At 69.1% G+C, this 24,323-nt stretch carries 25 protein-coding genes; 6 read left to right on the plus strand and 19 right to left on the minus strand.

What is annotated here, in order from left to right; all coding sequences use genetic code 11:
• Positions 1–44 precede the first annotated feature (44 nt).
• The 11 genes from WDZ97_RS19165 to WDZ97_RS19215 all read right to left on the minus strand — a co-directional run bounded on the left by WDZ97_RS19165 (position 45) and on the right by WDZ97_RS19215 (position 8,621).
• Positions 45–1,493, minus strand: a complete 1,449-nt coding sequence (locus WDZ97_RS19165) for a TrkH family potassium uptake protein (protein ID WP_425763810.1) — start codon at positions 1,491–1,493, stop codon at positions 45–47.
• Complete coding sequence (trkA, locus tag WDZ97_RS19170; RefSeq protein ID WP_304000785.1) at positions 1,493–2,920, minus strand: Trk system potassium transporter TrkA; 1,428 nt, start codon at positions 2,918–2,920, stop codon at positions 1,493–1,495. The genes WDZ97_RS19165 and trkA overlap by 1 nt, the downstream gene beginning before the upstream one ends.
• A gap of 66 nt (positions 2,921–2,986) precedes the next feature.
• Positions 2,987–3,613, minus strand: a complete 627-nt coding sequence (ureG, locus tag WDZ97_RS19175) for an urease accessory protein UreG (protein WP_425763811.1) — start codon at positions 3,611–3,613, stop codon at positions 2,987–2,989.
• A 72-nt stretch (positions 3,614–3,685) separates the two neighbouring features.
• Positions 3,686–4,363 carry an urease accessory protein UreF gene (locus WDZ97_RS19180; RefSeq protein WP_425763812.1) on the minus strand — a complete coding sequence of 226 codons (678 nt, stop codon included), beginning with the start codon at positions 4,361–4,363 and terminating at the stop codon, positions 3,686–3,688.
• The gene (gene ureE / locus WDZ97_RS19185) at positions 4,360–4,854 is read right to left on the minus strand and encodes an urease accessory protein UreE (RefSeq protein WP_425763813.1); all 495 of its coding nucleotides are present in this window, start codon (positions 4,852–4,854) and stop codon (positions 4,360–4,362) included. Before ureE ends, WDZ97_RS19180 begins: the two co-directional genes overlap by 4 nt.
• 26 nt (positions 4,855–4,880) lie before the next feature.
• Positions 4,881–6,593 (minus strand): urease subunit alpha, encoded by a 1,713-nt coding sequence (ureC, locus tag WDZ97_RS19190; RefSeq protein WP_425763814.1) that lies wholly within the window; start codon positions 6,591–6,593, stop codon positions 4,881–4,883.
• Between the two features lie 7 nt (positions 6,594–6,600).
• Positions 6,601–6,816, minus strand: coding sequence for a hypothetical protein (locus tag WDZ97_RS19195; protein WP_304009907.1), 216 nt, complete (start codon positions 6,814–6,816; stop codon positions 6,601–6,603).
• Positions 6,813–7,139 carry an urease subunit beta gene (locus WDZ97_RS19200; RefSeq protein WP_304004439.1) on the minus strand — a complete coding sequence of 109 codons (327 nt, stop codon included), beginning with the start codon at positions 7,137–7,139 and terminating at the stop codon, positions 6,813–6,815. The genes WDZ97_RS19195 and WDZ97_RS19200 overlap by 4 nt, the downstream gene beginning before the upstream one ends.
• A 20-nt stretch (positions 7,140–7,159) precedes the next feature.
• Positions 7,160–7,438, minus strand: coding sequence for a hypothetical protein (locus tag WDZ97_RS19205; protein ID WP_425763815.1), 279 nt, complete (start codon positions 7,436–7,438; stop codon positions 7,160–7,162).
• Between the two features lie 9 nt (positions 7,439–7,447).
• Positions 7,448–7,750, minus strand: coding sequence for an urease subunit gamma (locus tag WDZ97_RS19210; RefSeq protein WP_019916378.1), 303 nt, complete (start codon positions 7,748–7,750; stop codon positions 7,448–7,450).
• A 22-nt stretch (positions 7,751–7,772) separates the two neighbouring features.
• Complete coding sequence (locus WDZ97_RS19215) at positions 7,773–8,621, minus strand: urease accessory protein UreD (RefSeq protein WP_304004434.1); 849 nt, start codon at positions 8,619–8,621, stop codon at positions 7,773–7,775.
• A gap of 108 nt (positions 8,622–8,729) precedes the next feature.
• On the opposite strand from WDZ97_RS19215, the gene WDZ97_RS19220 reads away from it, so the two are divergent.
• Positions 8,730–9,584 (plus strand): S1 family peptidase, encoded by an 855-nt coding sequence (locus tag WDZ97_RS19220; protein ID WP_425763816.1) that lies wholly within the window; start codon positions 8,730–8,732, stop codon positions 9,582–9,584.
• On the opposite strand, the gene WDZ97_RS19225 is transcribed toward WDZ97_RS19220, so the two are convergent.
• The 7 genes from WDZ97_RS19225 to WDZ97_RS19255 all read right to left on the minus strand — a co-directional run bounded on the left by WDZ97_RS19225 (position 9,585) and on the right by WDZ97_RS19255 (position 19,049).
• Positions 9,585–10,994 carry a hypothetical protein gene (locus WDZ97_RS19225; RefSeq protein ID WP_425763817.1) on the minus strand — a complete coding sequence of 470 codons (1,410 nt, stop codon included), beginning with the start codon at positions 10,992–10,994 and terminating at the stop codon, positions 9,585–9,587.
• Positions 10,995–11,061: 67 nt separating this feature from the next.
• Entirely contained in the window at positions 11,062–12,189 is a 1,128-nt protein-coding gene (locus WDZ97_RS19230) for an HD domain-containing phosphohydrolase (RefSeq protein ID WP_425763818.1), read from the minus strand.
• 145 nt (positions 12,190–12,334) lie between these two features.
• Entirely contained in the window at positions 12,335–12,910 is a 576-nt protein-coding gene (locus WDZ97_RS19235) for a nucleotidyltransferase family protein (RefSeq protein WP_425763819.1), read from the minus strand.
• A gap of 124 nt (positions 12,911–13,034) precedes the next feature.
• The gene (locus WDZ97_RS19240; protein ID WP_425763820.1) at positions 13,035–14,063 is read right to left on the minus strand and encodes an XdhC family protein; all 1,029 of its coding nucleotides are present in this window, start codon (positions 14,061–14,063) and stop codon (positions 13,035–13,037) included.
• A gap of 63 nt (positions 14,064–14,126) precedes the next feature.
• Positions 14,127–16,337, minus strand: a complete 2,211-nt coding sequence (locus WDZ97_RS19245) for a molybdopterin cofactor-binding domain-containing protein (protein WP_425763821.1) — start codon at positions 16,335–16,337, stop codon at positions 14,127–14,129.
• 11 nt (positions 16,338–16,348) lie between these two features.
• Positions 16,349–16,807 carry a (2Fe-2S)-binding protein gene (locus WDZ97_RS19250; protein WP_304009924.1) on the minus strand — a complete coding sequence of 153 codons (459 nt, stop codon included), beginning with the start codon at positions 16,805–16,807 and terminating at the stop codon, positions 16,349–16,351.
• A gap of 79 nt (positions 16,808–16,886) precedes the next feature.
• Positions 16,887–19,049, minus strand: a complete 2,163-nt coding sequence (locus WDZ97_RS19255) for a molybdopterin cofactor-binding domain-containing protein (protein WP_425763822.1) — start codon at positions 19,047–19,049, stop codon at positions 16,887–16,889.
• Positions 19,050–19,220: 171 nt separating this feature from the next.
• On the opposite strand from WDZ97_RS19255, the gene WDZ97_RS19260 reads away from it, so the two are divergent.
• Positions 19,221–20,141 (plus strand): LysR family transcriptional regulator, encoded by a 921-nt coding sequence (locus WDZ97_RS19260; protein ID WP_425763823.1) that lies wholly within the window; start codon positions 19,221–19,223, stop codon positions 20,139–20,141.
• On the opposite strand, the gene WDZ97_RS19265 is transcribed toward WDZ97_RS19260, so the two are convergent.
• Positions 20,138–20,869 carry a ComF family protein gene (locus WDZ97_RS19265; protein WP_425763824.1) on the minus strand — a complete coding sequence of 244 codons (732 nt, stop codon included), beginning with the start codon at positions 20,867–20,869 and terminating at the stop codon, positions 20,138–20,140. The genes WDZ97_RS19260 and WDZ97_RS19265 overlap by 4 nt on opposite strands.
• Positions 20,870–20,940: 71 nt before the next feature.
• Here WDZ97_RS19265 and bioB point away from each other — a divergent pair, with 71 nt between their 5' ends.
• The 4 genes from bioB to WDZ97_RS19285 all read left to right on the plus strand — a co-directional run bounded on the left by bioB (position 20,941) and on the right by WDZ97_RS19285 (position 24,278).
• On the plus strand, positions 20,941–21,921 hold the full coding sequence (gene bioB, locus WDZ97_RS19270; protein WP_304004413.1) for a biotin synthase BioB: 981 nt from the start codon (positions 20,941–20,943) through the stop codon (positions 21,919–21,921).
• 91 nt (positions 21,922–22,012) lie between these two features.
• On the plus strand, positions 22,013–22,915 hold the full coding sequence (locus WDZ97_RS19275) for a methyltransferase domain-containing protein (protein WP_425763825.1): 903 nt from the start codon (positions 22,013–22,015) through the stop codon (positions 22,913–22,915).
• Positions 22,912–23,082, plus strand: a complete 171-nt coding sequence (locus WDZ97_RS19280; RefSeq protein ID WP_304004409.1) for a hypothetical protein — start codon at positions 22,912–22,914, stop codon at positions 23,080–23,082. The genes WDZ97_RS19275 and WDZ97_RS19280 overlap by 4 nt, the downstream gene beginning before the upstream one ends.
• Positions 23,079–24,278 carry an MFS transporter gene (locus WDZ97_RS19285; RefSeq protein WP_425763826.1) on the plus strand — a complete coding sequence of 400 codons (1,200 nt, stop codon included), beginning with the start codon at positions 23,079–23,081 and terminating at the stop codon, positions 24,276–24,278. The genes WDZ97_RS19280 and WDZ97_RS19285 overlap by 4 nt, the downstream gene beginning before the upstream one ends.
• The last annotated feature ends 45 nt before the right edge of the window (positions 24,279–24,323 follow it).

Below are 24,323 nucleotides of genomic sequence, written 5' to 3' on the forward strand. Positions count from 1 at the left end.
AGCCGATGCGCCCGCCTGCCTGCCCGGGCAGGCGACGATCGGACCTATTTGCGCCAGAAACCGGGGGTGAAGATGACCAGCACGGCGAACACCTCCAGCCGGCCGAGCAGCATGGCAAAGCTGCAGATCCAGGTCTGCAGGCCGGTCAGCCCCTGGTAATTGCCGGCCGGTCCGACCTCGCCAAGGCCAGGGCCGATGTTGTTGATGCAGGCGATCACGGCGGTGAAGGCGGTGATGAAATCCAGACCGGTCAGCAGCAGCGCGAACACCATCAGCGCGGCGCTCATGAAGTACAGGAAGATGAATCCCAGCACGGACTGGGCGACGTGCTCGGACACGGCGGTGCGACCGATCATCAGCGGGCGTACCGCCGCCGGGTGGATCAGTTTCAGGATTTCGCGCTGGCTCTGACCGAACAGCACCAGCGTACGCACCATCTTGATGCCGCCGCCGGTGGAGCCGGCACAGGGAATGAGACCGCCCAGAAAAAGCATGAGCAGTGGCGCGAAGATCGGCCACTGCGCGAAATCGGTGCTGGCATAGCCGCTGCCGGTGCCCAGCGACACCAGATTGAACAGGACCATGCGTGCCGAGGTGCCCACGTCGTCGTACACGCCCTCGGCGAGCAGGAAGATCGTGAGCCCGGCAAAGGCGAGCAGCATGATGGTGAGGTAGGCGCGTGCTTCGGCGTCGCGCACATAGGGACCGATGGACAGCCGCCGGACGGCCAGGAAGTGGGTGGCGAAATTGATGCCGGCCAGCAGCATGAAGAAGCTCAGCACCAACTCGATCAGGACCGAATCGAAGGCCCCGACACTGGCGTCTCGTGTCGAGAAGCCGCCCAGACCCATCGCCGAGAAGGAATGGCAGACGGCGTCGAACCAGTCCATGCCAGCCAGACGCAGCGACAGCAGGCACACGGCGGTCATGCCGACATAGACGAGGTAGAGTGCCTTGGCGGTATCGGTGATGCGCGCGGTGAGCTTGCTGTCCTTCATCGGCCCCGGCGTTTCCGCCTTGTACAGCTGCATGCCGCCGACGCCGAGCAGCGGCAGGATGGCGACAGCGAACACGATGATGCCCATGCCGCCTATCCAGTTCAGCAGGTGGCGCCACAGATTGATCGACTGCGGCGCATGGTCCAGCCCGGTCATGACCGTGGCACCGGTCGTGGTCAGGCCGGACATCGTTTCGAAGAACGCGTCGGTAAAGCTCATCGTGTCGTAGGACAGCATGAGCGGCACCGCGGCGATGGCCGACATCAGCACCCAGGACAGCGTAACCAGCAGGAAGCCGTCGCGCGGCTTCAGCTCGCGGTAGTGGCGTCGCGTCGCCATGTAGAGCAGTACGCCGCCGGCCGCGCTGATTGCCATGCTGTCGATGAAATGCCACAGCATGCCGTCGTGGAACACCAGCGAGCAGGCGATCGGCGCCAGGTAGGTCAGGCTGAACACCGCCAGCAGGCGGCCCAGCACATTCAGTACGGCCAGCATCAGAGAAACCCGAATCCGACCTGGAACAGCCCCTCGACCCGTGCCACCACACGCTTGGTCGAGCAGAACACGATCACGTGGTCCTCCGGCTCGATCACCGTGTCGTGGTGCGGCATGATCACCTGCTCGTGCGTCTCGCGCACGGCCAGATCGGTCACCTCGACCCTGATCGGTTTTTCCGAGTGACGCACGATGGCGCCGATCATCGCGCCCTCGGGCAGCTTGATCTCATCGACGCGCCGACCGACCACCTTGGACGTCTTGCGGTCGCCGTGCACCACCAGTTCGAGCGCTTCGGCCGCACCGCGGCGCAGGCTGTGCACCGCCACCACGTCGCCGCGGCGCACGTGCGCCAGCAGCGAGCCGATCGACACCTGTGCCGGCGAGATGGCGATGTCGATGGCGCCCGCCTGCACCAGGTCGACGTAGGCGCGGCGGTTGATCAGCGCCACCACGCGGCGCGCGCCCATGCGCTTGGCCATCAGCGACGACATGATGTTGTTTTCGTCGTCGTTGGTCAGCGCCAGGTACAGATCCATGTCGTCGACATTCTCCGCCTCGAGCAGCATCTCGTCGGTGGTGTCGCCGGCCAGCACCAGTGTCTTGTGCAGGCTGCCGGACAGGAATTCGGCGCGCGTGCGCGAGTGCTCGATCAGCTTCAGTTCGTAGCGGTTCTCCAGCGACGAAGCGAGGCGGTAACCGATGTTGCCGCCGCCGGCGATCATGATGCGGCGCATCGGCTTGTCCAGCCGGCGCAGCTCGGCGGTGACGGCGCGGATGTGCTCGGTCGCGGCAACGCAGAACACCTCGTCGCCCGGCTCGATCACCGTGTCGCCATCGGGGATGATGGCGGTGTCACGCCGGTAGATGGCGGCGATGCGGGCGTCGATGTCGGGCAGGTGCTCGCGCAGCGCCTTGATCTGGCGCCCGACCAGCGGCCCGCCGCCGACCGCGCGAACCGCCACCATGCTCACCCGGCCCTTGCCGAACTCGATCACCTGCAGCGCTTCCGGGAAGGCGATCAGCCGCTTCAGGTAGTCGGTGACCTCCTGTTCCGGACAGATCGAGAAATCGACGGCGAAGTTGTTGTCGTCGAGCAGCTGCGGGTAGTCGGCGTAGTCGATCGAGCGCAGCCGGGCGATGCGGGTGGGCAGGTTGAACAGCGTCTGCGCGATGCGACAGGCGCACAGATTGGTCTGGTCGGACGCGGTGACCGCGATCAGCAGATCGGCGTCGTCGGCGCCGGCCTGACGCATGACCGCCGGGCTGGCGCCATTGCCGGCCACCACGCGCAGGTCGAGACGGTCCTGCAGCGCCTGCAGGCGCGGGACGTCGGTATCGACCACGGTGATGTCGTTGGCCTCCGACACCAGGTTTTCCGCCACCGAGGAACCGACCTGTCCTGCCCCGAGAATGATGATCTTCACGCGCCTGCCCGCTGTGGAAAGTCGCGGAAGTGTAGCGTCAAGTGTGGCGGCGCAGCACGATCTGCGTCAGCCGGCGCCCAGCATGCCTTCGCGCTCGATGAAGGCGATGATGGCGTCGAGGTTGTGACCGGTCTTCATGTTCGAGAACAGGAAGGGTCGCTCGCCGCGCATCTTCTTCGCGTCGCGTTCCATTACGTCGAGCGAGGCGCCGACCATCGGTGCCAGATCGATCTTGTTGATGATGAGCAGGTCCGACTTGCAAATGCCGGGGCCGCCCTTGCGCGGAATCTTGTCGCCGGCGGCGACGTCGATCACGTACAGCGTGAGGTCGGACAGTTCGGGCGAGAAGGTGGCGGCCAGGTTGTCGCCGCCGGATTCGATCAGGATCACTTCCAGCCCGGAAAAGCGCGCGCTCAGACGCGCCACCGCTTCGAGGTTGATCGACGCGTCCTCGCGTATCGCCGTGTGCGGGCAGCCGCCTGTCTCCACGCCGATGATGCGTTCCGGCGGCAGCGCCTCGTTGCGCACCAGGAACTGCGCGTCCTCCTCGGTGTAGATGTCGTTGGTGACCGCGGCGATGTTGTAGCGGTCGCGCAGCGCGCGGCACAGCGCCAGCGTGAGGGCGGTCTTGCCGGAGCCCACGGGGCCGCCGATGCCAACACGCAGCGGCGGGCGGGGAGTGGAGGTCGTCATCGTCTTCCTTTCAGAGTGGTCGGGCGCGCCGGGCAGGCGGGGCATCCTCGAAGATCATGGCCGGTCTCGGATTCACGAGCGGAACAGGCGCGAGTACTGGGTTTCGTGCAGGCAACTGGCGATGGCGAGGCCGGGTGCGAAATTGCTCCAGTCCTCGCGCGGCAGGGCCAGCGCGGTCGCCACGCGCGACGGGATCATCGCCCCGAGCGACATCAGCAGCCGCTGCCCTGCCGTCTGCCCGAGCGGGACCGCCTTGATCGCCGCCATCACCTGGTTCTCCGCCCAGGCCCAGGCCCAGGCGGTCAACGCCGGCTCGATCGGCACGCCGAGCGCCACCGCGGCGCCCGACCACGCAGTCGGGAAGGCGACGTCGCCGATGTCCGCAAGCCGTGCCGCGACCGCGCTGCATTCCGGCAGCGCCTTCAGCAGCTGGAGGCAGGAATAGCCCATCTGCACCGTCTCGGCGCGCAGCTCGGCCGCTTCGCGGCTGCCCAGGTAGTCGTCGTTCAGATCGATCACCGCCGCGATGTCGCCAGCCGCCCAGGCGCGCATCTGCTCGGCCAGCAAGGGCAGTTCGAACGAGGCGATGCTGGCGTCGAACACAGCGGCGATCCAGTCGCCGGCGTCCGCTTCGGTCCGGATGGCGCCGCAATCGACCTGCCATTCCAGCCCCTGCGAATAGCTGAAGGCGCCGACCGGCAGCGTCGGGCTGGCCAGCTGCAGCAGGCGCACCAGCGCGAGCGGATTCATGCGCCACCCGCGAACAGGTGCAGCTTGGCGCCGGTCTCTTCGGCGTGCGCGTGCGTGTGGTGGGCCGGGTGACCGCCGTAGGCACCGGCCTCCGGCTCGAACGGCGCCTGCGTCTCGCGCACGTCGAGACCCAGGCCGACCAGCATCTGCGCCAGCACGTGGTCGGCCGCCAGCCGCAGCAGGCCGGGCTGCACCTCGACCGCGACATGGCGGTTGCCAAGGTGGTAGGCGGCGCGCGCGATCAGCAGCGCGTCTGCGCTGCGTGCCTCGATCACCCGCTCTGGCGTCGGGCGCACCGCAACGACGCGTCCGTCCTTGCCGGCCAGCAGATCGCCGCCGCGCAGTATCGTGCCGCGCGGCAGGAAGAGCCCGACCTCCTCGCCGGAATCCAGGCGCGTGCGCAGCCTGCACTTGGCGCGCAGTTCGAAGGTCAGCGTCAGCGTTTCGGCCGGCACGGCGTCGGCCGGCGCGAAGGTTTCGATCAGCAGCATGTCGTGTGCGGGCGGGGCCCGCAGGTTCAGAACAGGAAATAGCGCTGCGCCATCGGCAGAACGTCGGCCGGTTCGCACACCAGCCGCTCACCGTCGGCGCGCACTTCGTAGGTTTCCGGGTCGACGTCGATCTGCGGCTGCCAGCCGTTCAGCACCATGTCGGATTTCGAAATGGCGCGCGTGTTGCGCACCGGTTCCAGCCGTTTGGCGAGGCCCAGGTCGCGTACGGCCGGGTTGTTCAGCGCCGCCTGCGACACGAAGGTGAGCGAGGTCTTCAGGCCGCCGGCGTAGCTGCCGAACATCGGCCGGTAGTGCACCGGTTGCGGCGTCGGGATCGACGCGTTGGGGTCGCCCATTGCAGCGGCGGCGATCATGCCGCCTTTGAGTATCAGGCTGGGTTTGACGCCGAAGAAAGCCGGGCGCCACAGCACCAGATCGGCCAGCTTGCCCGGCTCGACCGAGCCGACGATGTGGCCGATGCCGTGCGTGATCGCCGGGTTGATCGTGTACTTCGCGATGTAGCGGCGTACGCGGAAATTGTCGGCGGCCGGCGAGCGGCCCTCCGGGTCGCTCAGCGTGCCGCGCTGGATCTTCATCTTGTGCGCCGCCTGCCAGGTGCGGATGATGACTTCGCCGACGCGGCCCATGGCCTGCGAGTCGGACGACATCATCGAAAAGGCGCCGACGTCGTGCAGGATGTCTTCCGCCGCGATCGTCTCGCGCCGGATGCGGCTTTCGGCGAAGGCCACGTCCTCGGCGATGGCGGCGTCGAGGTGATGGCACACCATGAGCATGTCGAGGTGCTCGTCGATGGTGTTCACCGTGTACGGCATGGTCGGATTGGTCGATGACGGCAGCACGTTGGGCAGACCGGCCGCACGCAGGATGTCCGGTGCATGACCGCCGCCCGCACCTTCGGTATGGAAGGTGTGGATGGTGCGGCCCTTGAACGCGTCCATCGTCGTTTCGACGAAGCCCGATTCGTTCAGCGTGTCGGTGTGGATGGCCACCTGCACGTCCATCTCTTCGGCCACCGACAGGCAGGTGTCGATTGCCGCCGGCGTGGTGCCCCAGTCCTCGTGCAGCTTCAGGCCGATCACGCCGGCCTCGATCTGTTCGCGCAGCGGCGCGGCCTGCGATGCGTTGCCCTTGCCGAGAAAGCCGAGGTTCATCGGAAAGGCGTCGGCCGCGGCCAGCATCGAGTGGATGTGCCAGGGGCCGGGTGTGCAGGTGGTGGCGAAGGTGCCGGTGGCCGGTCCGGTGCCGCCGCCCAGCATGGTCGTGACGCCCGACATCAGCGCCTCTTCGATCTGCTGCGGGCAGATGAAGTGGATGTGGCTGTCGATGCCGCCGGCGGTGACGATCATGCCCTCGCCGGCGATGATTTCGGTGCCCGGGCCGATGACCAGCGTGACCGCCGGCTGGATGTCCGGGTTGCCGGCCTTGCCGATGCCGGCGATGAAGCCGTTCTTCAGACCGATGTCGGCCTTGACGATGCCCCAGTGGTCGACGATGAGCGCATTGGTGATGACGGTGTCCATCACCTCCGCCGCGCAGCGCTGGCTCTGACCCATGCCGTCGCGGATCACCTTGCCGCCGCCGAACTTCACTTCCTCGCCGTAGACCGTGTAGTCGCGTTCGACCTCTATCCACAGTTCGGTGTCGGCCAGACGCACGCGGTCGCCGGTGGTCGGGCCGAACATTTCCGCATAGGCCTGCCGGCTGATGCGCGTGCTCATGCGTCGATCAGTCCTTGAACATGCGACGCGCGGCCTTCGCGCGCCGGCGCATCATCAGCCCGCCGAGGCCGCCGATGAGCGCTGCCGCGATCAGCAGCGCCACGTGATCCGGCTCGCTCATCAGGTGCAGCAGCGCGTCGCCGACGTTGCCGTGGTGCTCGCCCGGGTGGGCCCACGCGACGCTGCTCCATGCCAGTGCCAAAGTCATCAGTGCCTGCATCATTGCTGTTCTCCCTGTGTGTCGAGCGGGCCCTGTACCCGTCCCTTGAATCCGAAAACCCTGCGTTCGCCGGCCAGCGCGACCAGCTTTACCGTGCGCATCTGTCCCGGCTCGAAGCGCACCGCGGTGCCGGCCGCAATATCGAGACGGAAACCGCGCGCCGCGGCGCGGTCGAACAGCAGCGCGTCATTCGTTTCCGCGAAGTGATAGTGCGAGCCGACCTGCACCGGCCGGTCGCCGCTGTTGCGCACGTCCAGCGTGACGGTGTCGCGGCCGGCGTTCAGTTCGATGTCGCCATCGGCGACCTGCATCTGTCCTGGAATCATCGTGGTCCTTCCCGCGCCGGTCAGCCCGAACGCGCACCAAAACGGTAATCGCGCCCGGCCTTGGTGCCGTCCGTCATCGTCTCGCCGTCACTGCGGCGCTCCAGCATTTCGCGCACCAGCAGCAGGCTGACCAGCAGTTCCTCGTCATCCGTTCGTTCCTCGATGTCGGCCAGCGTACGGGTGCGGTAGTCGAGATCGGTGCGCAGCGCGTCGAGGTTCACCGACTCGCCCAGGCTGCGCCGCACGCCCAGCTTGAAGCGCGCGAGGCGGCGCGCCAGTTCCATGTCGTCGTCACTCATGGGCGGCTCTCACGGTATCGGGTGATGAACGGTGACCAGCTTGGTGCCATCCGGGAAAGTGGCTTCCACCTGTATGTCCGGAATCATCTCGGCTACGCCTTCCATGACGTCGTCACGGCTGAGCAGCGTCGTGCCGTGGCTCATCAGTTCGGCCACGCTGCGGCCGTCGCGCGCACCTTCCATGATGGCGGCGGTGATGTAGGCGACCGCTTCCGGGTAGTTGAGCTTCAGCCCGCGCGCACGCCGGCGTTCGGCCAGCAGGGCGGCGGTGAAGATGAGCAGCTTGTCCTTCTCGCGCGGTGTCAGTTCCATTTTTCTTCTGTGCGTGTGCCCGTCAGGTGTTCCAGATGCGCGGCGTCTGCGCGGCTCGGCCGGTCATGGCCGGCCGTATCAGCGCCCACAGATGCACGAACCATGCCCGCGCCGCCTGCGTGCAGTCGCCGCGGTAGCGGGCGAGCAGCAGGCCGGGCAGCCGGGTCACGCCGGACTGGCCCTGTGGTGCGGGGACGGTGCGACAGGCGGCGAGCAGTGTGGCGTCGGCGTCGATGCCGGCGGCGACCAGCGTGCCGAATACCGGCGCGCCGGCCAGACCGGCGGCCGACTGCAGCAGTGGCGCGCCGGCGGCGAGCCGCGCCTGTTCCAGCCACAGCGTGCGGCCGTCGCGGGTGATGCGGGTGTCCAGTGCCAGTTCGCCGCGCTCGAAGCGTTCGCCGCTGGCGGTGCGGCCCAGGCACCACAGATCCATGCCGACGAAGCGGCCGTCGCTCGCGAGGTCGATGTGGTTGCGTGCGTGCGCTCGCGCGCCGTCGAACACGATGGCGTCCTGCGGCAGCCATTCGACGACGGCGCCCGCGCCGACGCGCAGGTGCAGGTCCGAGCGCGCCTGCGGACCGGCACTGCGGTACCACTTGGTGGCGCCCGGCGTGGTGATCAGCGCGTGCGCGCCGGGGCCGGTGTCGAGTTCGACCTGCAGTGCGTCGCCGCCGGCGATGCCGCCCGGCGGGTGCAGCAGCAGCGTATGGCAGACCGCGTCGCCTTCCGGATAGAGCGGCTTCTGCACGCGTAGCGGGCCGCTGTGCTCGCGCCGCGCCAGCACGGTGCGTCCGTCGAGTGCGCGGTAGCCGAGCGCGATGCGGGCTTGCCAGCCGGCGTCGCTGCCGGCGTCTGGTATCGGGGTGTGCATGAGGACGTGTCAAAAATCGCGGCACGGCCGGAACCGGCCACCGCTTTGCCGACACAAAGCACGACGTGTGCCGAACACCACAGCCTACGCCGATTGCGAGGAGCTTCGATGACCTGTCCGACCCCTGTCTGCAGACTGTGCGCGCCGCTGCTGGCGCTGCTGCTCTTCTGTGCCACGCCGGTTGCGGCCAGCGACGACGCACCGGCCGGCCTGCTCGACCGCGTGCCGGTGGCGGCGCGCACCGTGTTCCAGCTGTACGCGAAGAGCGAGCGCGGCACGTCCAGCGGCTCGGCGGTGATGGTCGGCCCCGGTCTGCTGGCGACCAGCTGCCACGTGCTGAACGACGCCACGCACGCGGTCGTCGTGCAGACCGGCGAGGCGCTGCAGGTATCGCTGGTCGCCGCCGACTGGCGGCGCGACCTGTGCATCCTGAAGTCGGACATCATCACCACGCGCGCGGCGCCGCTGATTCCGGCCAGTCAGGTGCGCAAGAAGGACGTCGTGTTCAGCCTCGGCTTCACCGGCGGCCGCTTCGCCTACGACCTCGGTGAGGTACGGCAGCTGTACGGGATGGACGGCAGCCGCGTGCTGCGCGGCAGCGCGGCCTTCGCCGCCGGCGCCTCGGGCGGCGGCCTGTTCGATGCCGAAGGACGGCTGGTTGGCATCCTCACCTTCTACAAGCTGAGCAGCGACAAGAGCATGTTCTTCGCCATTCCGGCCGACTGGGTGCCGGAGGTGCTGGCGCGCGGCGTGCAACCGAAGACGGCAGACGCGCGCCCGTTCTGGGCCGACGCCACCGATGCGCGTCTGCCCTTCCTGCAGGCGGTGCAGTACGAACACGAAGGTCGCTGGGACGCGCTGGCGCAGCACGCGCAGCTGTGGCTGGCGCGCGAGCCGGACGCGCCGGAGGCGCGCGATACGTTGGAACAGGCGCTGGCGCGCGCGGGTGGCGTGCCGCGCTGATCAGCGCGGCAGCCTGGCCAGGTAGAGGCCGCCCTCCAGCTTCTGCACGATGCCCTGGCTGCCCAGCGGTGCCCACGTCAGTGCGTGCGCCTTCGCGTCGTAGCCGATGCGCTGTGGCGAGGCCGGCGTGCCGACAACGAGACGTCCGGGGATGTCGTCGGCGCGCACGCCGTCGCGGATCAGCGCGGCCTGCAGCGCCACCATGCGGCCGACCGCCTGCGTGTCATACAGGCGCAGCAGGTAGTCGCCGTAGTCGGTGGTGGCCAGCGTCAGCAGCAGCCGGCCCGCCGGGTTGTACAGCACGCGCGACAGGTCGCCGTAGTCCGCCGCGTCCTGCAGGAAGACGCGGTTCTGCGCCTGCAGCGCCGCCAGCCGCGCGTCGTGCGGACCGGCCAGCGCAGCGTCGAGCGCTGCCGCGTGCGTCGCCCAGTCGTTGAGCGTCGCGTCGCGCTTGTAGAAGGCGGGCAGCAGCAGCTGTTCGAGCAGCGACGGTGATTTGCCGTCGGCGAACACGGCGTTCGCCCGGCCGCTGGGCAGTGCGTTCATCGTGGCGGCCATCCAGCTCGCTTCCTGCCGGATGGCGCCGCGCAGATCGAGTTCGGCGTCGCTGGCGTCGGCCAGCAGCGGGGTGAGCTGTGCTGCGTCCTTCACCGCGTCCGGCCAGCGATGCAGCCATTCGCCGAGCACCGTCAGATGCATGCGCAGGTGGCTGGTGCCGACCATCTTCTGGATCAGCGACGCGTCGGGCGCGGCCAGCAGGCGGCGCAGGAAGGCGGTCTGTGCGGCCAGGATGTCGAGTGCGCGTGCGCTGTCGTCGTTCTCCATCGCCACCGTCGCCTCGGCCAGCCTCAGGCGCAGCAGACCGGCAAGCGGACCGTAGCCGGTGAGCGGGGCGTCAGGGTGCGCCAGCATCTGCGCCTGGAAGCGCGGCTGCGCGATGAGGGTGTCCAGCCGGTCGAGCGCGGCACGGTGCGCGTCGGACAGCGCGACGATCTGCGCTGCCTGCGCCAGCCAGCGCTCGACGCAGGCGCCGTGCGCCGGATCGCACAGCGCCTGCGTGTCGGGCAGCGGCAAGGCGTCGGCCGGCAGTTCGGGCGGCTGATACGGGCCGGCGTCGGCGCGGGCGAAGTGCTCGCGCGCGTGCGCGAGCCGCGCACGACCGAAGGCCGCACTGTCGCTGCCGGCCGGCGCGCGCAGGCCTTCGAGCAGCAGCGCGCCATTGCCGGTTTCGTCGATGGCGGGAGGCGTATCGAGCAGGGCCTGTGCCGGCGCGCTGCGCGTGGCGTCCGGCAGCAGCCAGGCGATGGCGATCAGCACCACCAGCAGGGTGACGGCCGCCACGATGCCGGCGACCAGGGCGCGCAACAGTCGCTGTGCGACCGAGCGGCGATGCGGCGTAGAGGTCTTCATCCGGTCCGGTCCCTGAATGTATGGACGGATTCTATGCCAGCCCGATGCCGCTGATGCCGCGCCGCCCTCAGTCGTCCAGCCCGAACAGCGCCTGGATCGCGCGCAGTTCCTCGGCCGACTGCGCCAGCGCATCGACGCAGACCGGGTCCAGCTTGCCGTCGTCGGCCATGCGACGCAGTTCGGCCAGCGCGTCCTCGTTGCTCCACGGTTTCTTGTACGGTCGCTCCGAGGTCAGCGCGTCGAGGATGTCGGCAACCGCGACGATGCGCGCTTCGAGCGGGATCGCCGCGCCACGCAGGCCGCGCGGGTAACCGCTGCCATCCAGCCACTCGTGGTGGTGGCTGACGATGTTGCGCAGGATGGACAGATAGGGCGTTTCGGCCAGACCTGCTTCGTGCATCACTTCGTCGATCAGCTGCACGCCCAGTTCGACGTGGCCCTGCATCCTCATCCGCTCATCCGGGGTCAGGCGGCCGGGTTTCAGCAGTACGTTGTCCGGAATGCCCACCTTGCCGATGTCGTGCAGCGGTGAGAACAGATACACGTGCTCGATGAACTCGTCGCCGACACCGAAGTGCGCGGCGACGCGCTGCGCGATCAGCCGGCTGTAGCTGGACATGCGGTCGAGATGGCGACCGGTTTCGATGTCGCGCAGATGCGCCAGCCCGCGCGCCACCTTCACCATGCCTTCGACCGCGTGCGACAGGCTGAACACGTTCAGCACCGACAGCCGACACAGCTGCACGTAGATCTGCAGTTCGTCCGGCAGGCGGCCGTCGAAGGCACCCGGCTTGCGCGAATCGAAGAACAGGAAGCCGAGCAGCGTGCCCGACTGGTAGAGCGGCACCGTGTAGCTGCTGCGATAGCCGTGTGCCAGCAGCCAGGCGGTGTGTTCGCCGTGCGGCAGCGGCAGCTGGGTGAAATCGTGGATGACGCGAGATTCGCGCTTGCCGGCCAGCTCGAGCAGCGACGGCACCTGTGCCAGCGGCCGCTCGTACAGCGACAGCGGATCGGTCACGTCGCTGCTGTTCACATAGGTCTTCAGCACGTCGTGACGTGCGTCGTACAGCGCGATCGCAATGCGGTGCACCTGCGGATGGTGCTGGCGCACGCGTGCGTGCAACCACTGCATCTGGGCGGTCAGCGATCCGCCGCTGTCATCGTCTAGGGTTTCAAATGAAACCGTGTCATTCATGGCCATGCTCCGGAATGCGCGGTGGCCGTGGCGCCGCGTTCTCGTTCGTCGTCTGAGTCGGCCGCGCGTCGTGTGCGCGTCGACGTGCGCAGCCTACACCGTGCGCTGTGCATCTGTCATGCCGGGTGCGGGTGAAACAATTGTGTCAGCGTGCGCGCTGCAGATGATGCGGCAGGTCGACGTCGTGCAGCACGCCGTCGTCGCCGGCTTCGATCAGCTGTACCGGATGCGTGCGCAGCAGTTCGCGCGCGCCGCTGTCGCCGCGCAGGGCCGCCAGCGCCGCACCGTGTGCCGCGCCGAAACCGACCGGGTGTCCGCGCTGGCCGTCGCAGGCCGCGGCGGCGATGCGCTCCGGCTGGTCGATGGCGGCAGCGACCGCGCGGATGGTGGCGACCGGCAGCCAGGGCATGTCGGCCAGCGCCACCAGCCAGCCACCGGCGCCGGCGCTGTCGCGCACCGCGTGCGCGAGCGCGCTGCCCATGCCCGCTTCGGCGTCGCGGCTTTCCAGTACACGGCAGCCGGCGTCGTGCAGCACCTCGGCCAGTACGGCGTGGCCGGGGCGGATCACCGCGATGCTGCCGGGCAATGCGGAGCACAGCGCGCGCGCGGCGTGCCAGGCGACGCTGCGACCGTCGGGCAGCGTGGCCAGCAGCTTGCTGCGGTGGCCGCTCGGATCGAAGCGCCGGCCGTAGCCGGCGGCGAGCAGGACGCCCTGGATCATTGCCTGACCGGCGGACGGCCGGGGTACGGCGTGCCGGCGCGCCGGACCGACGACGGAGGGGGGTGTCGTCTGCCCGGCGGCCGTACGCCGTTCGTGGTCGCGCCCGCCGGGGCGGGCGCGAGATTCAGTTCGGACCGAGCGTGCACGACGACAGCGTGTCGGCCGCGATGTCGAGCGCGGCCTTGGCGTCGCGCACGTTCAACAGACTGTCGGCGGCGGCGCCGTTCTTCATCGCCACCAGTTCGGCGGCGATCGACACCGCGATCTCGGCCGGCGTGCGGCTGCCGATGTACAGACCGGCCGGGCCGCGCAGGCGGTCGATCTGTGCCTCGCTGAGGTCGAATTCCTTCAGCCGTTCGCGGCGCACATCGTTGTTGCGGCGCGAGCCGAGCGCGGCGACGTAGAAGGCGGGCGACTTCAGCGCCTCCATCAGCGCCAGATCGTCCAGCTTCGGGTCGTGCGTCAGCGCGATCACCGCGGTGCGCGCGTCCGGCTGCATCGCCATCACCACGTCGTCCGGCATGTCGCGCGTCAGCGTCGTGCCCGGTACCGCCCACTCTTCGCTGTACTCCTCGCGCGGGTCGCACACGGTGACCGCGAAATCGAGCGAACTGGCGATGCGCGCGAGGCTGCTCGACAGCTGGCCGGCACCGATCAGCAGCAGTCGGTAGCGTGGGCCGAACACGCTGATCAGCGTGTGGCCGTCGAAATGCAGCGCCTGGTCGGCGTGGCCGGCGTGCAGCGTGGCGCGGCCGCTGGCCAGATCGAGGCGGCGTGTGAGCAGTTCGCCGCGACCCAGGCGGGTCAGCAGATCGTCCAGCGCGCCGGCGTCGGCCAGCGGTTCCAGCACCAGTTGCAGCGTGCCACCGCAGGGCAGCCCGAAGCGGCGTGCCTCGTCGGCGGTGACGCCGTAGCTGACCGAGTGCGCCTCGGTCGGCAGGCCGTCGCGGCGCAGCCGGTAGATGAGGTCGTCCTCGATGCAGCCGCCGGACACCGAACCGACCGCGCGGCCGTCGTCGCGCAGCGCCAGCAGCGCGCCGGGCGGGCGCGGCGAAGAGCCCCAGGTGCGCACCACGGTCGCCAGCATGACGCGGTGGCCGTCGCGCAACCAGTCGCGGGCGCGGGTCAGTACTTCGAGATCAAGGCTGTCCATATGTCATTCCTTCATGACGCGGGCGGCGCGCGTGCGCGGCCGCCCGCGGGGGCGATGCGCCGGTCAGGCCTGGAGCTGTTCGCCGATCGGCAGCGTGTGGATCACCTTGCCGGTCGCCGCACGCAGCGCGCTCGCCAGTGCCGGGGCCAGCGGCGGCACGCCCGGTTCGCCGACACCGGTGGGCGCGGCGGCCGACTTCACGATATGCACCTCGACCTTGGGCATTTCGTTGATGCGCAGCACCGGGTAGTCGTTGAAGTTGGACTGTTCGACCACGCCGTCCTTCAGCGTGATCGAGCCGGTCAGCGCGGCGGCCAGCGCGTAGCCGATGCCGCCTTCCATCTGCGCCTTCACCACGTCCGGGTTAACGACCACGCCGCAATCGACGGCGCAGACCACGCGGTCGACCTTGAAGCTGCCGTCCTTCTGCACCGTCACCTCGACCACCTCGGCGACGAAGCTGTTGAACGATTCATGCACCGCAACGCCGCGGCCGCGCTTCGCGCCATCGGCGGCGGGCGCCAGCGGCTTGTTCCAGCCGGCCTTGTCGGCGGCCAGCTTGAGCACGCCGGCATGGCGCGGGTGCTTCTTCAGCAGCGCCATGCGGTAGGCGACCGGGTCCTTGCCGGCGCTCAGCGCCAGCTCGTCGATGAACAGTTCGGTCGCGTAGGCGGTATGGGTCGAGCCGACCGAACGCCACCACTGCACCGGCACCTTCACGTCGGCGTTGGTGGTGTGCAGGTCCACGTTCAGATTGGGAATGGCGTAGGGCAGCGTGGACGCGCCCTCGACCGAGGTGATGTCGACGCCGTCCTTGACCAGCATCGGTTCGAACGGCGAGCCGGCGATGATGGACTGGCCGACGATGCGCTGCTGCCAGGCGACCGGCATGCCCTTGGCGTCGAGCGCGGCGCGCACGCGGTGCAGGTAGATCGGGCGATAGAAGCCGCCGCGCATGTCGTCCTCACGGCTCCACACCAGCTTGACCGGCGCGCGGCCGTTGATCGCCTTCACGATCTGCGCGGTTTCGAGCAGGTAGTCCGACTGCGGGTTGGCGCGACGGCCGAAACTGCCGCCGGCATACACCATGTTCAGCTTCACGCGGTCGGCTTCGATGCCCAGCGTCTTGGCGAGCGAGAACTGATCGACCGTGTGCAGCTGTTCGCCGTTCCACACCTCGCATTCGCCGTTCTCCAGCTTCATGACGCAGTTCAGCGGCTCCATCGACGCGTGCGCCAGGTAGGGGAACACGTATTCCGCCTCGATCACCTTGCCCGCCTTGGCCAGCGCGGCCTCGGCGTTGCCGTCGTTGCGTGCGTTCAGCCCGGGCGTCTTCGCGCGTTCGCGGTAGTCGGCGACGATGGCGTCGCTGCTGCCGCGGTAGGCCTGCGCCTCGTCCCATTCGACCTTCAGCGCGTCGCGGCCCTTCTTCGCGGTCCAGTAGTCGGATGCGAGCACCGCCACACCGTTCGGGATGACGACGACGTCATTCACGCCCTTGATCGCGCGGGCCGCCTTGTCGTCGACCGACTTCACCCGGCCGCCGAAGCGCGGCGGGTGGGCGACCACGGCGACCAGCATGCCCGGCAGCTTCACGTCCTGGGTGAAGGTGGCGCGGCCGGTGGTCTTGGCGACGCTGTCCACGCGCGGTGCGCTGCGACCGATCAGCGTGAAGTCCTTCGGATTCTTCAGCTTCACGTTGGCCGGCACCGGCAGTTGCGCCGCTGCCTCGGCCAGTTCGCCGAAGCCGGCCTTGCGGCCGCTGGCGGCGTGCGACACGACGCCGTTCTTCACCGTGATCTGCGACGCCGGCACCTTCCACTGCTGTGCGGCGGCGGAAACCAGCATGGCACGTGCGGTGGCGCCGGCGCGGCGCATCTGTTCGTAGGAGTTGGCGATGGCGGTGCTGCCGCCGGTGCCCTGCGCCTTCCAGAACAGGTTGCTGTAACGCTTGGCGTCCGCGGGTGCGCCCTCGACCGTCACGCGCGACCAGTCGGCATCCAGCTCCTCGGCCACCAGCGTGGCCAGGCCTGTGTACACGCCCTGACCCATTTCGAGGTGCTTCGACACCACGGTGACCGTGCCGTCGGTGCCGATGCGCAGGAAGGCGTTCGGCGAGAACTCGCCGTCGACCATCGCGCTGCCGGCGTGACCGGGGCCACCGACCTCGGCCAGTGCAACGGTCGGCGCGACGATGGCGAGTGCCAGCCCGGCGCCGCCCTTGAGGAAGCCGCGGCGGGTGGTCTGGAATGCATTCTCGATGCGGAAATTCATCTGTGCGCTCCTCAGGCCAGTGACTTGGCGGCTTCGTGGATGGCCGCGCGGATGCGGACATAGGTGGCGCAGCGGCACACGTTGCCGCTCATCGCGGCGTCGATGTCGGCGTCGGTCGGCTTCGGGTTCGAAGCGAGCAGCGCGGTGGCCGACATGATCTGACCGGACTGGCAGTAGCCGCACTGCACCACGTCCAGCTTCTGCCAGGCGGCCTGCACGGCGGCGCCGACCTTGGCTTCGCCGACCGATTCGATGGTGGTGATCTTCTTGCCGGCGACGGCCGAGATCGGCGTCACGCAGGAGCGCGTGGCCTGGCCGTCGACATGCACCGTACAGGCGCCGCACATGGCGATGCCGCAGCCGAACTTGGTGCCGGTCATGTTCAGGCCGTCGCGCAGCGCCCACAGCAGCGGGGTGTCGTCGGGCAGGTCGACCGCGACGTCGCGGCCATTCAGGTTGATCGTTGCCATGGTTGAGCCCTCATCGATGGCGGTCGGGCCGCCGGTGGTGGTTGGAATGCGCGGGCAGTGCCCGCAGTTCAAATGGAAATCAGGTCGTCTTCAACTGCCCGGCGATGGGCAGCGTGCGCACGCGCTGGCCGGTGGCGGCGAACACCGCGTTCACCACGGCCGGAATCGCCACCGAGGTGCCGGGTTCGCCGACGCCGCCCGGCGCTTCGGCGCTGGGCACGATGTGGACGTCGATCCGCGGCGCTTCGTTCATCCGCATCATGCGCACGTCGTGGAAATTGCTCTGCTGAACGCGGCCGTCAGCCAGCGTGATTTCGTTCCACAGCGCGGCGGTGAGGCCGAACATGATGCCGCCTTCCATCTGTGCGGCGACGGTGAGCGGATTGACCGCGAAGCCGCAGTCGATGACACAGGTGACGCGGCGCACGCGCACCTCGTTGTCGGTATTCACCTCGACTTCGGCGACCTGGGCGACACGGCTGCCGAACACGTGCATCAGTGCAATGCCACGGCCGGCGCGCGTACCGGCTGCGGCCTTCAGCGGCGTGCCCCAGCCGGACTTCTCCGCCGCCAGATCGAGCACGGCGCGCGTGCGGGCGTCCTTGACCAGCGCGCGGCGGTAGGCCACCGGGTCCTGTCCGGCGGCCGCAGCGAGCTCATCGATGAAGCCCTCGACCACGAAGCCGTTGCGGGTCGGTCCGACGCCGCGCCAGAAGGCGGTCGGCACCGCCGGCGGCTCCACCTGCTGGTACTCGACCTGCATGGCCGGGATCGCGTAAGGCAGTTCGACCGCACCATCGACCGCGTCCGGATCGACGCCGTCCTTGAAGGCCGGCGGGAAGAAGCGGGCCATGATGGACGAGCCGGCGACGCGGTGCGTCCACGCCACCGGCATGCCCTTCGCATCGATCGCCGCGCTGATGCGGTCGAGATAGGGCGGGCGGTACATGTCGTGCTGGATGTCTTCCTCGCGCGTCCACACGACCTTGACCGGGCTGCGCACCTGCTTGCCGATGGCCACTGCCTGCGCGATGAAATCGACTTCGAGCCGGCGACCGAAACCGCCGCCCAGCAGATGGTTGTGGATGCGTACCTGCTCCGGCTTCAGGCCGGCGGTCTGTGCGGCCACCGCCTGCGCGATGCCCGGCACCTGGGTGCCGACCCAGACGTCCAGGCCATCGGCCTTCAGGTCGACCGTGCAGTTGATCGGCTCCATCGTCGCGTGCGCCAGCATGGGCTGGCGGTAAATGGCGTCGACGCGGCGGGCGCCGGTCTTCATCGCGGTCGCCGCGTCGCCGGCCCTGTGGGCGATGGCGCCCGGACCTTCGGACGACTTTTCGAGGTGAGCGAAGATCTGCGCGGTGTCGAGCTTGGCGTGTGCGCCGTCCTTCCAGCGCGGCGCACAGGCGGCGAGGCCCTGCTTGGCGGCCCACATGTGGTCGGCGACGACGGCCACCGCGTTGTCCAGCTTCACCACCTGGCGCACGCCTTTCACCTTCTGCGCGGCCGCGTCGTCGACACCGGCCAGCGTGCCGCCGAACACCGGCGAGGCGGCGACGGTGGCCACCTTCATGCCGGGCAGTACGACGTCGATGCCGAAGCGTGCGCTGCCGTTCACCTTGCCGGCGGCGTCGATGCGGCGCACCGGCTTGCCGACCAGGCGGAAGTCCTTCGGGTCCTTCAGCGTTACGGCCGTGGGCACCGGCAGCGTGGCGGCGATATCCACCAGTTCGCCGTAGCCGGCGCGGCGTCCGCCGGCTGCGTCGATCACCGTGCCGTCGCGGGTGGTGAGCCTGGCGGCGTCGGTATTCCACTTCTTCGCCGCCGCCTGGACCAGCAGCGTGCGCGCGGTCGCGCCCGCTTCGCGCATCGGTTTCCAGGCGCCGCGTATCGAGGTCGAGCCGCCGGTGATCTGGGCGCCGATGATGGGGTCGGCGTACTTCGGGTCCGGCGGCGCGTGTTCCAGCTTTACCGCGTCCAGCGGCACGTCGAGTTCTTCGGCGATCAGCTGCGGGATGGCGGTGTAGGTGCCCTGACCCATTTCAACCTTGTGCATCACCAGCGTGACCACGCCGTCGCGGCCGATGCGGATGAAGGCATTCGGTTCGAAGCGTGCGCCCTCTGCAGCCAGCGCGCGTGCGCCCGGCAGGTTCAGTTCGATCAGCAGGCCGCCACCGGCGGCCGCGCCCAGCTTCAGGAAGCTGCGTCGGCTCAGGCCGGCGCTGGGGGCAATGATGTTCATGGGGATACCTCCGTACTGCGGAAACCCGCGGGCGAATCAAAGGCGGCGCATCGGGGCGAGGCGTCGTCGCGCTCGTTGACCGGGGCGGGGTGTGCCCGCGCTTTCGCACGACACAGTGCGAAACATAGTCGCTTTGTTTTTTTAGATCGACGGGGTAATCTTTCAAGCCATATGAAGCAGAACTTCAAACTGGAGCCCGCCATGCTGCCGGCGCTGAGCGCTTTCGAGTGCGTGGCACGGCATGCGAGCTTCACCCGTGCGGCGGCCGAACTGGGCGTGTCGGCATCGGCGCTGTCACAGAGCGTGCGCACGCTGGAACAGCGGCTGGGCGTGCGACTGCTCACCCGCACGACACGCAGCGTGTCGCTGACCGAAGAGGGCGAGCGCTTCTACGACGGCGTGCGCGTCGGGCTGGATGAACTGGGCGCGGCGCTGGACAGCCTGGCCCAGTCGCAGGGACGGGTCACCGGCACGCTGCGCATCAATATGCCGCGCCCGGCCTACCGGGTGCTGATCGCGCCGCATCTGGCCGGATTCGCGGTGCGTCATCCGGATGTGCAGCTGGAACTGGCGCTGGACGATGGGCTGGCCGACATCGTGGCCGAGCGCTTCGACGCCGGCATGCGCCTGACCGACACGATAGAGGCCGACATGGTGGCGGTGCGCATCGGCGGGCCCAACCGCATGATCACCGTGGCCGCGCCCGACTATCTGGCGCAGCGGCCGCCGCCGCAGTCGGTGGACGATCTCGGCCGCCACGAATGCGTGCGCTACCGTTACGCGTCGAGCGGTCGCACGATGCGCTGGATATTCCAGCGCGACGGCCGGCCGCTCGAGGTGGAGGTCGATGGTCGCTACATCGTCAACGACGCCGACGCCGAGATCGATCTGGCGCGCCGTGGCCTGGGCCTGGTGCAGACGCTGGATTCGCTGGTCGCCGACGATCTCGCGCGCGGCACGCTGCGTGCCGTGCTGAGCGATGTCGCGATGCCGATGTCGGCGATACACCTGTATTTCCCGAGCCGGGCGCAGATGCCGGAACGCCTGCGCGCCTTCATCGACTACTTCCAGCAGGCGAACGAGGCGCGCTAGGGTCTGTTGCCATTGAATCGCGGGCCGCGCAGCTTCGGCGTGCGCGCCAGCACCAGATTGGTCACCGTCAGCGCGCCGCCCGCCTTCAGCACGCGCGCGACCTCGTGCAGGCTGGCGCCGGTGGTGAGCACGTCGTCGATCACCGCGACATGCAGCCCGGCGACCTCGGCGCGCAGCGCGAAGGCGCCGCGTACGTTGCGCCTGCGCTGCGACCAGGCGAGGTCGCGCTGCGGCGGCGTGTCATGCAGGCGCTCCAGGCCGAAGGCGTCGAAGCGCAGCTGCGCACGTCGGGCCAGCAGGCGGCCGATCTCGACCGACTGGTTGAAACCGCGTTCGGCCAGCCGCCGCGGATGCAGCGGCATCGCCAGCAGCAGGTCGGCCGGCGGCAGGCCCAGCGACTGCAGCGCATCGGCGAACAGCCCGGCCAGCGGCAGCTGGGCGCGGAACTTCAACGCGTGGATCAGCCCGTCGGCCGGCTCGGCGTAGGCCCACACGGCCAGCGTCGCGTCGAAGGCGGGTGGATGCTTCAGACAGCGGCCGCACACCTGTGCCGTCGGCACCGGCAGCGCGCACACCGGGCAGTGCGCCGCCGGCAGTCGCGGCAGCTCGTCGCGGCAGCCGGCACACAGCAGCGCCTTGCCGGCAGGCAGGCCGCACAGCCTGCAGTCCTGCGGCAGCAGCAGGTCAAGGACACGGCGCGCCGTGCCGCCGATCACGCGCTGCAACATGAAGGGCCTGTTTTCGAAGAAAATGGCGGCTTCGCCGTTCCGGCGCATTCGCGTGCGCCCGTCTTGTACTCATGCACACCCAGGTCATCCATCTGCCGCCGTCCTCCCGTTCGCAAGCGCCCCAGCGCTGGACCACCGAACAGGTCGAGGCGCTGTACGAACTGCCGTTTGCCGATCTGATGTTCCGCGCACAGACGGTACATCGCGAGAACTTTGATGCCAATGCCATCCAGCGGTCCACGCTGCTGTCGATCAAGACCGGCGGCTGTCCGGAAGACTGCGGCTACTGCCCGCAGTCGGTGCGCTACGACACCGGCGTCACCAGCCAGGAGCTGATGCCGATCGACGAAGTGCTCGAAGCGGCCCGTGCCGCGAAGGATGCCGGCGCCACCCGCTTCTGCATGGGCGCGGCCTGGCGTGGTCCGAAGGACCGCGATGTCGAGAAGGTGGCCGAGATGATTTCGGCGGTGAAGGGCCTCGGCCTGCAGACGTGCGCCACGCTGGGCTTGCTGCGCGAGGGCCAGGCCGAAAAGCTGAAGGAAGCCGGCCTCGACTACTACAACCACAACATCGATACCGCGCCCGACTACTACGGCGAGGTGATCGGCACGCGCACCCAGGAAGACCGTTTCGACACGCTCGAAGCGGTGCGCGAAGCGGGCATGAACGTGTGCTGCGGCGGGATCGTCGGCATGGGCGAATCGCGCCGCGCGCGCGCCGGCCTGATCGCCACGCTGGCGTCGATGGACACGCCGCCGGAATCGGTGCCGATCAACAATCTGGTCAAGGTCGAAGGCACGCCGCTGGCCGATACGCCGGACCTCGATCCGTTCGAGTTCGTGCGCACCATCGCCGCCGCCCGCATCACGATGCCGAAGAGCTATGTCCGCCTGTCGGCCGGGCGCGAACTGATGAGCGACGAAATGCAGGCGATGTGCTTCCTCGCCGGCGCCAATTCGATCTTCTACGGCGACAAGCTGCTCACCACCGGCAATCCGCAGGCAGAGAACGATCGCCGTCTGTTCGAGCGACTGGGTATCCGTTCGACGTGAGCGCCGCTCGGCCGCCCGAAGGCGCTCAATCCTCCCTCGGGGAGGTGTCGCGCAGCGACAGGAGGGTCGTCTGATGCCTCAGGGGGTGGCGATGACCTCTTCCGTACCGCCAGACTTTGCGCTCGACGCCCGTGCGGTCGCACGCGGCTTCGAGCGTGCCGCCGGTCGTTTCGACAGCGCCGCGGTGCTGCACCGGGAAGTCGCCCGCCGGATGGCCGAGCGGCTCGATCTGGTCACGCTGAAACCGCATCGCCTGCTCGATCTGGGCTGCGGCAGCGGCGCTGACCTGCAGCCCTTGCGCGCGCGCTATCCCGACGCGCTGATGACCGGTCTCGATCGTTCGGCGGCGATGCTGGCACAGGCGGCCACCCGCACGCCGCGCTGGCGCCGCTGGCTGCCCGGCGTGCTGGGCGGCAGCCAGACCGCAGTCGTGCAGGCCGACATCGCGCGGCTGCCGATCGCTCCGCGCAGCCATGACATGGTGTGGTCCAACATGGCGCTGCACTGGCTGCCCGATCTGCCGAGCGCATTGCGCGAGGTGCAGCGCACGCTGCGTGTCGGCGGCCTGTTCATGTTCTCGATGCTGGGTCCGGACACGCTGCAGGAATTGCGCGCAGCGCTGGTCGAGGCCGGCCTGCACGGCCGCGTGCACCGCTTCATCGACATGCACGACGTGGGCGACATGCTGGTCGAGGCCGGCTTTGCCGAGCCGGTGATGGACATGGAGCACATCACGCTCACCTTCGCGTCGCCGGCCGATCTCTATCGCGATCTCGCCGACACCGGCAGCTTCGGTGCGCTGGCAACGCGCCCGCGCGGGCTGCTGACGCCGCGCGCGAGGTCCCGGCTCGACGCGGCGCTGCTGCGCAGGCTCGACGACGGCCGTCTGCCGGCAACCATGGAAATCATCTACGGACACGCCTGGCGCGGCGAGCCGAAGCAGACCGAAGACGGTCGCGCCATCATCAAGTTCGAGCGCGGAGGTCGGCGATGAACGAGAAGTCGGCTGCCCGGCTGAGCAGCAAGCGGCGCACCTTGAAGCCGCGCAACCCGCTGGCGACGGCGGCGCTGATGCGCAAGGGCGGCGAGCACGCGCGTACCGACAAGAAGGCCGGGCGCGCCCGCCAGAAGGCGGCCTGGCTGAAGTCGCGCGACGAGTGAGCGTGCGCACCGGCAGCACCGCGCGCCTGACGCTGCTGATGTGCGCGGCCGAGGTGCTGGGCATGACCAGCCTCGCCGCCTACCCGTCCTTCCTGACCGAACTGTCGGCGCTGTGGTCGCTCAGCGGCGCCGAGGCGGGCTTCATCGGCGGCGCCTTCTTCTTTGGCTACATGGTGGCCGTGCCCTTCCTGTCAGGCGCCACGGACCGCGTCGACGCGCGCCTCGTGTTCGTGCTGTCCAACCTGCTGATGGCGCTCGGCATGATCGGCTTCGCCTTCGCCGCGCACGGGCTGTGGAGCGCGGCTTTCTTCCAGGCGCTCAGCGGCGCCGGGCTGGCGGGCTGTTACATGCCCGGCCTTCGCGTGCTGGCCGATCGCGTGCCGCACGACGCCGGTACCCGTCACATCGCCTTCTACACGTCGAGCTTCAGCATCGGCACCAGCGCCGCGCTGCTGCTGGCCGGCGTGCTCGGCCGCCATCTCGGCTGGCACATCGCGGTGGCGCTGATGGCCATCGGCCCGCTGCTCGCCGCCGCGCTCGTCTGGCTGAACGTCACCCATGTCGCGCCGCCGGCCGCGCACGAAGCGCGCTGGCTGCCGCGCTTCGGCCCGGTGCTGGCGCATCCACGCGTGCGCAGTCTGGTCAGCGGCTATGCCGTGCATTGCTGGGAACTGTTCGGCCTGCGTTCCTGGCTGGTCGCCTTCATCGCCTTTGGCTGGACGCTGTCGGCGAGCACGCCCCGGCTCGCGCCGACCGAGGCGGCGGCGCTGGTCATGCTGCTCGGGCAGCCGGCCAGCATACTGGGCAACGAGGCGGCCAGCCGCTTCGGACGCCAGCGCTGGATCGTCTGGATGATGATCGCCTCCGGCCTCATGTGCTGGGTCGCCGGAGCCGCGGCCGGCGGACCGTGGTGGCTGCTGCTGATCCTGCTGTCGCTGTACAACGTGACCGTGATGGCCGATTCGGCCTCTCTCACCGCAGGGCTGGTGCACGCCGCGCCGGTGGCGCAGCGCGGCGCAGCGATGGCGCTGTACTCGCTGGGCGGCTTCGGCGCCGGCTTCGTCGCGCCGCTGGTGTTCGGTGCCGCGCTCGATCTCGGCGGCGGTGCGACCGTCCCGCGTGCATGGATGTTCGGCTTCGGCACGCTGGGCGCCGGTTGCCTGCTGTGGGCGATGCTCGGGCGGCGGGCGGCATAGTTCCTTCGGACCATCGATGCGGGGGCGTGCAGCCACGCGACGGTC

Origin of the sequence: Methyloversatilis sp. MC4-4, assembly GCF_049843555.1 — a bacterium.
Lineage (GTDB): Bacteria > Pseudomonadota > Gammaproteobacteria > Burkholderiales > Rhodocyclaceae > Methyloversatilis > Methyloversatilis discipulorum_B.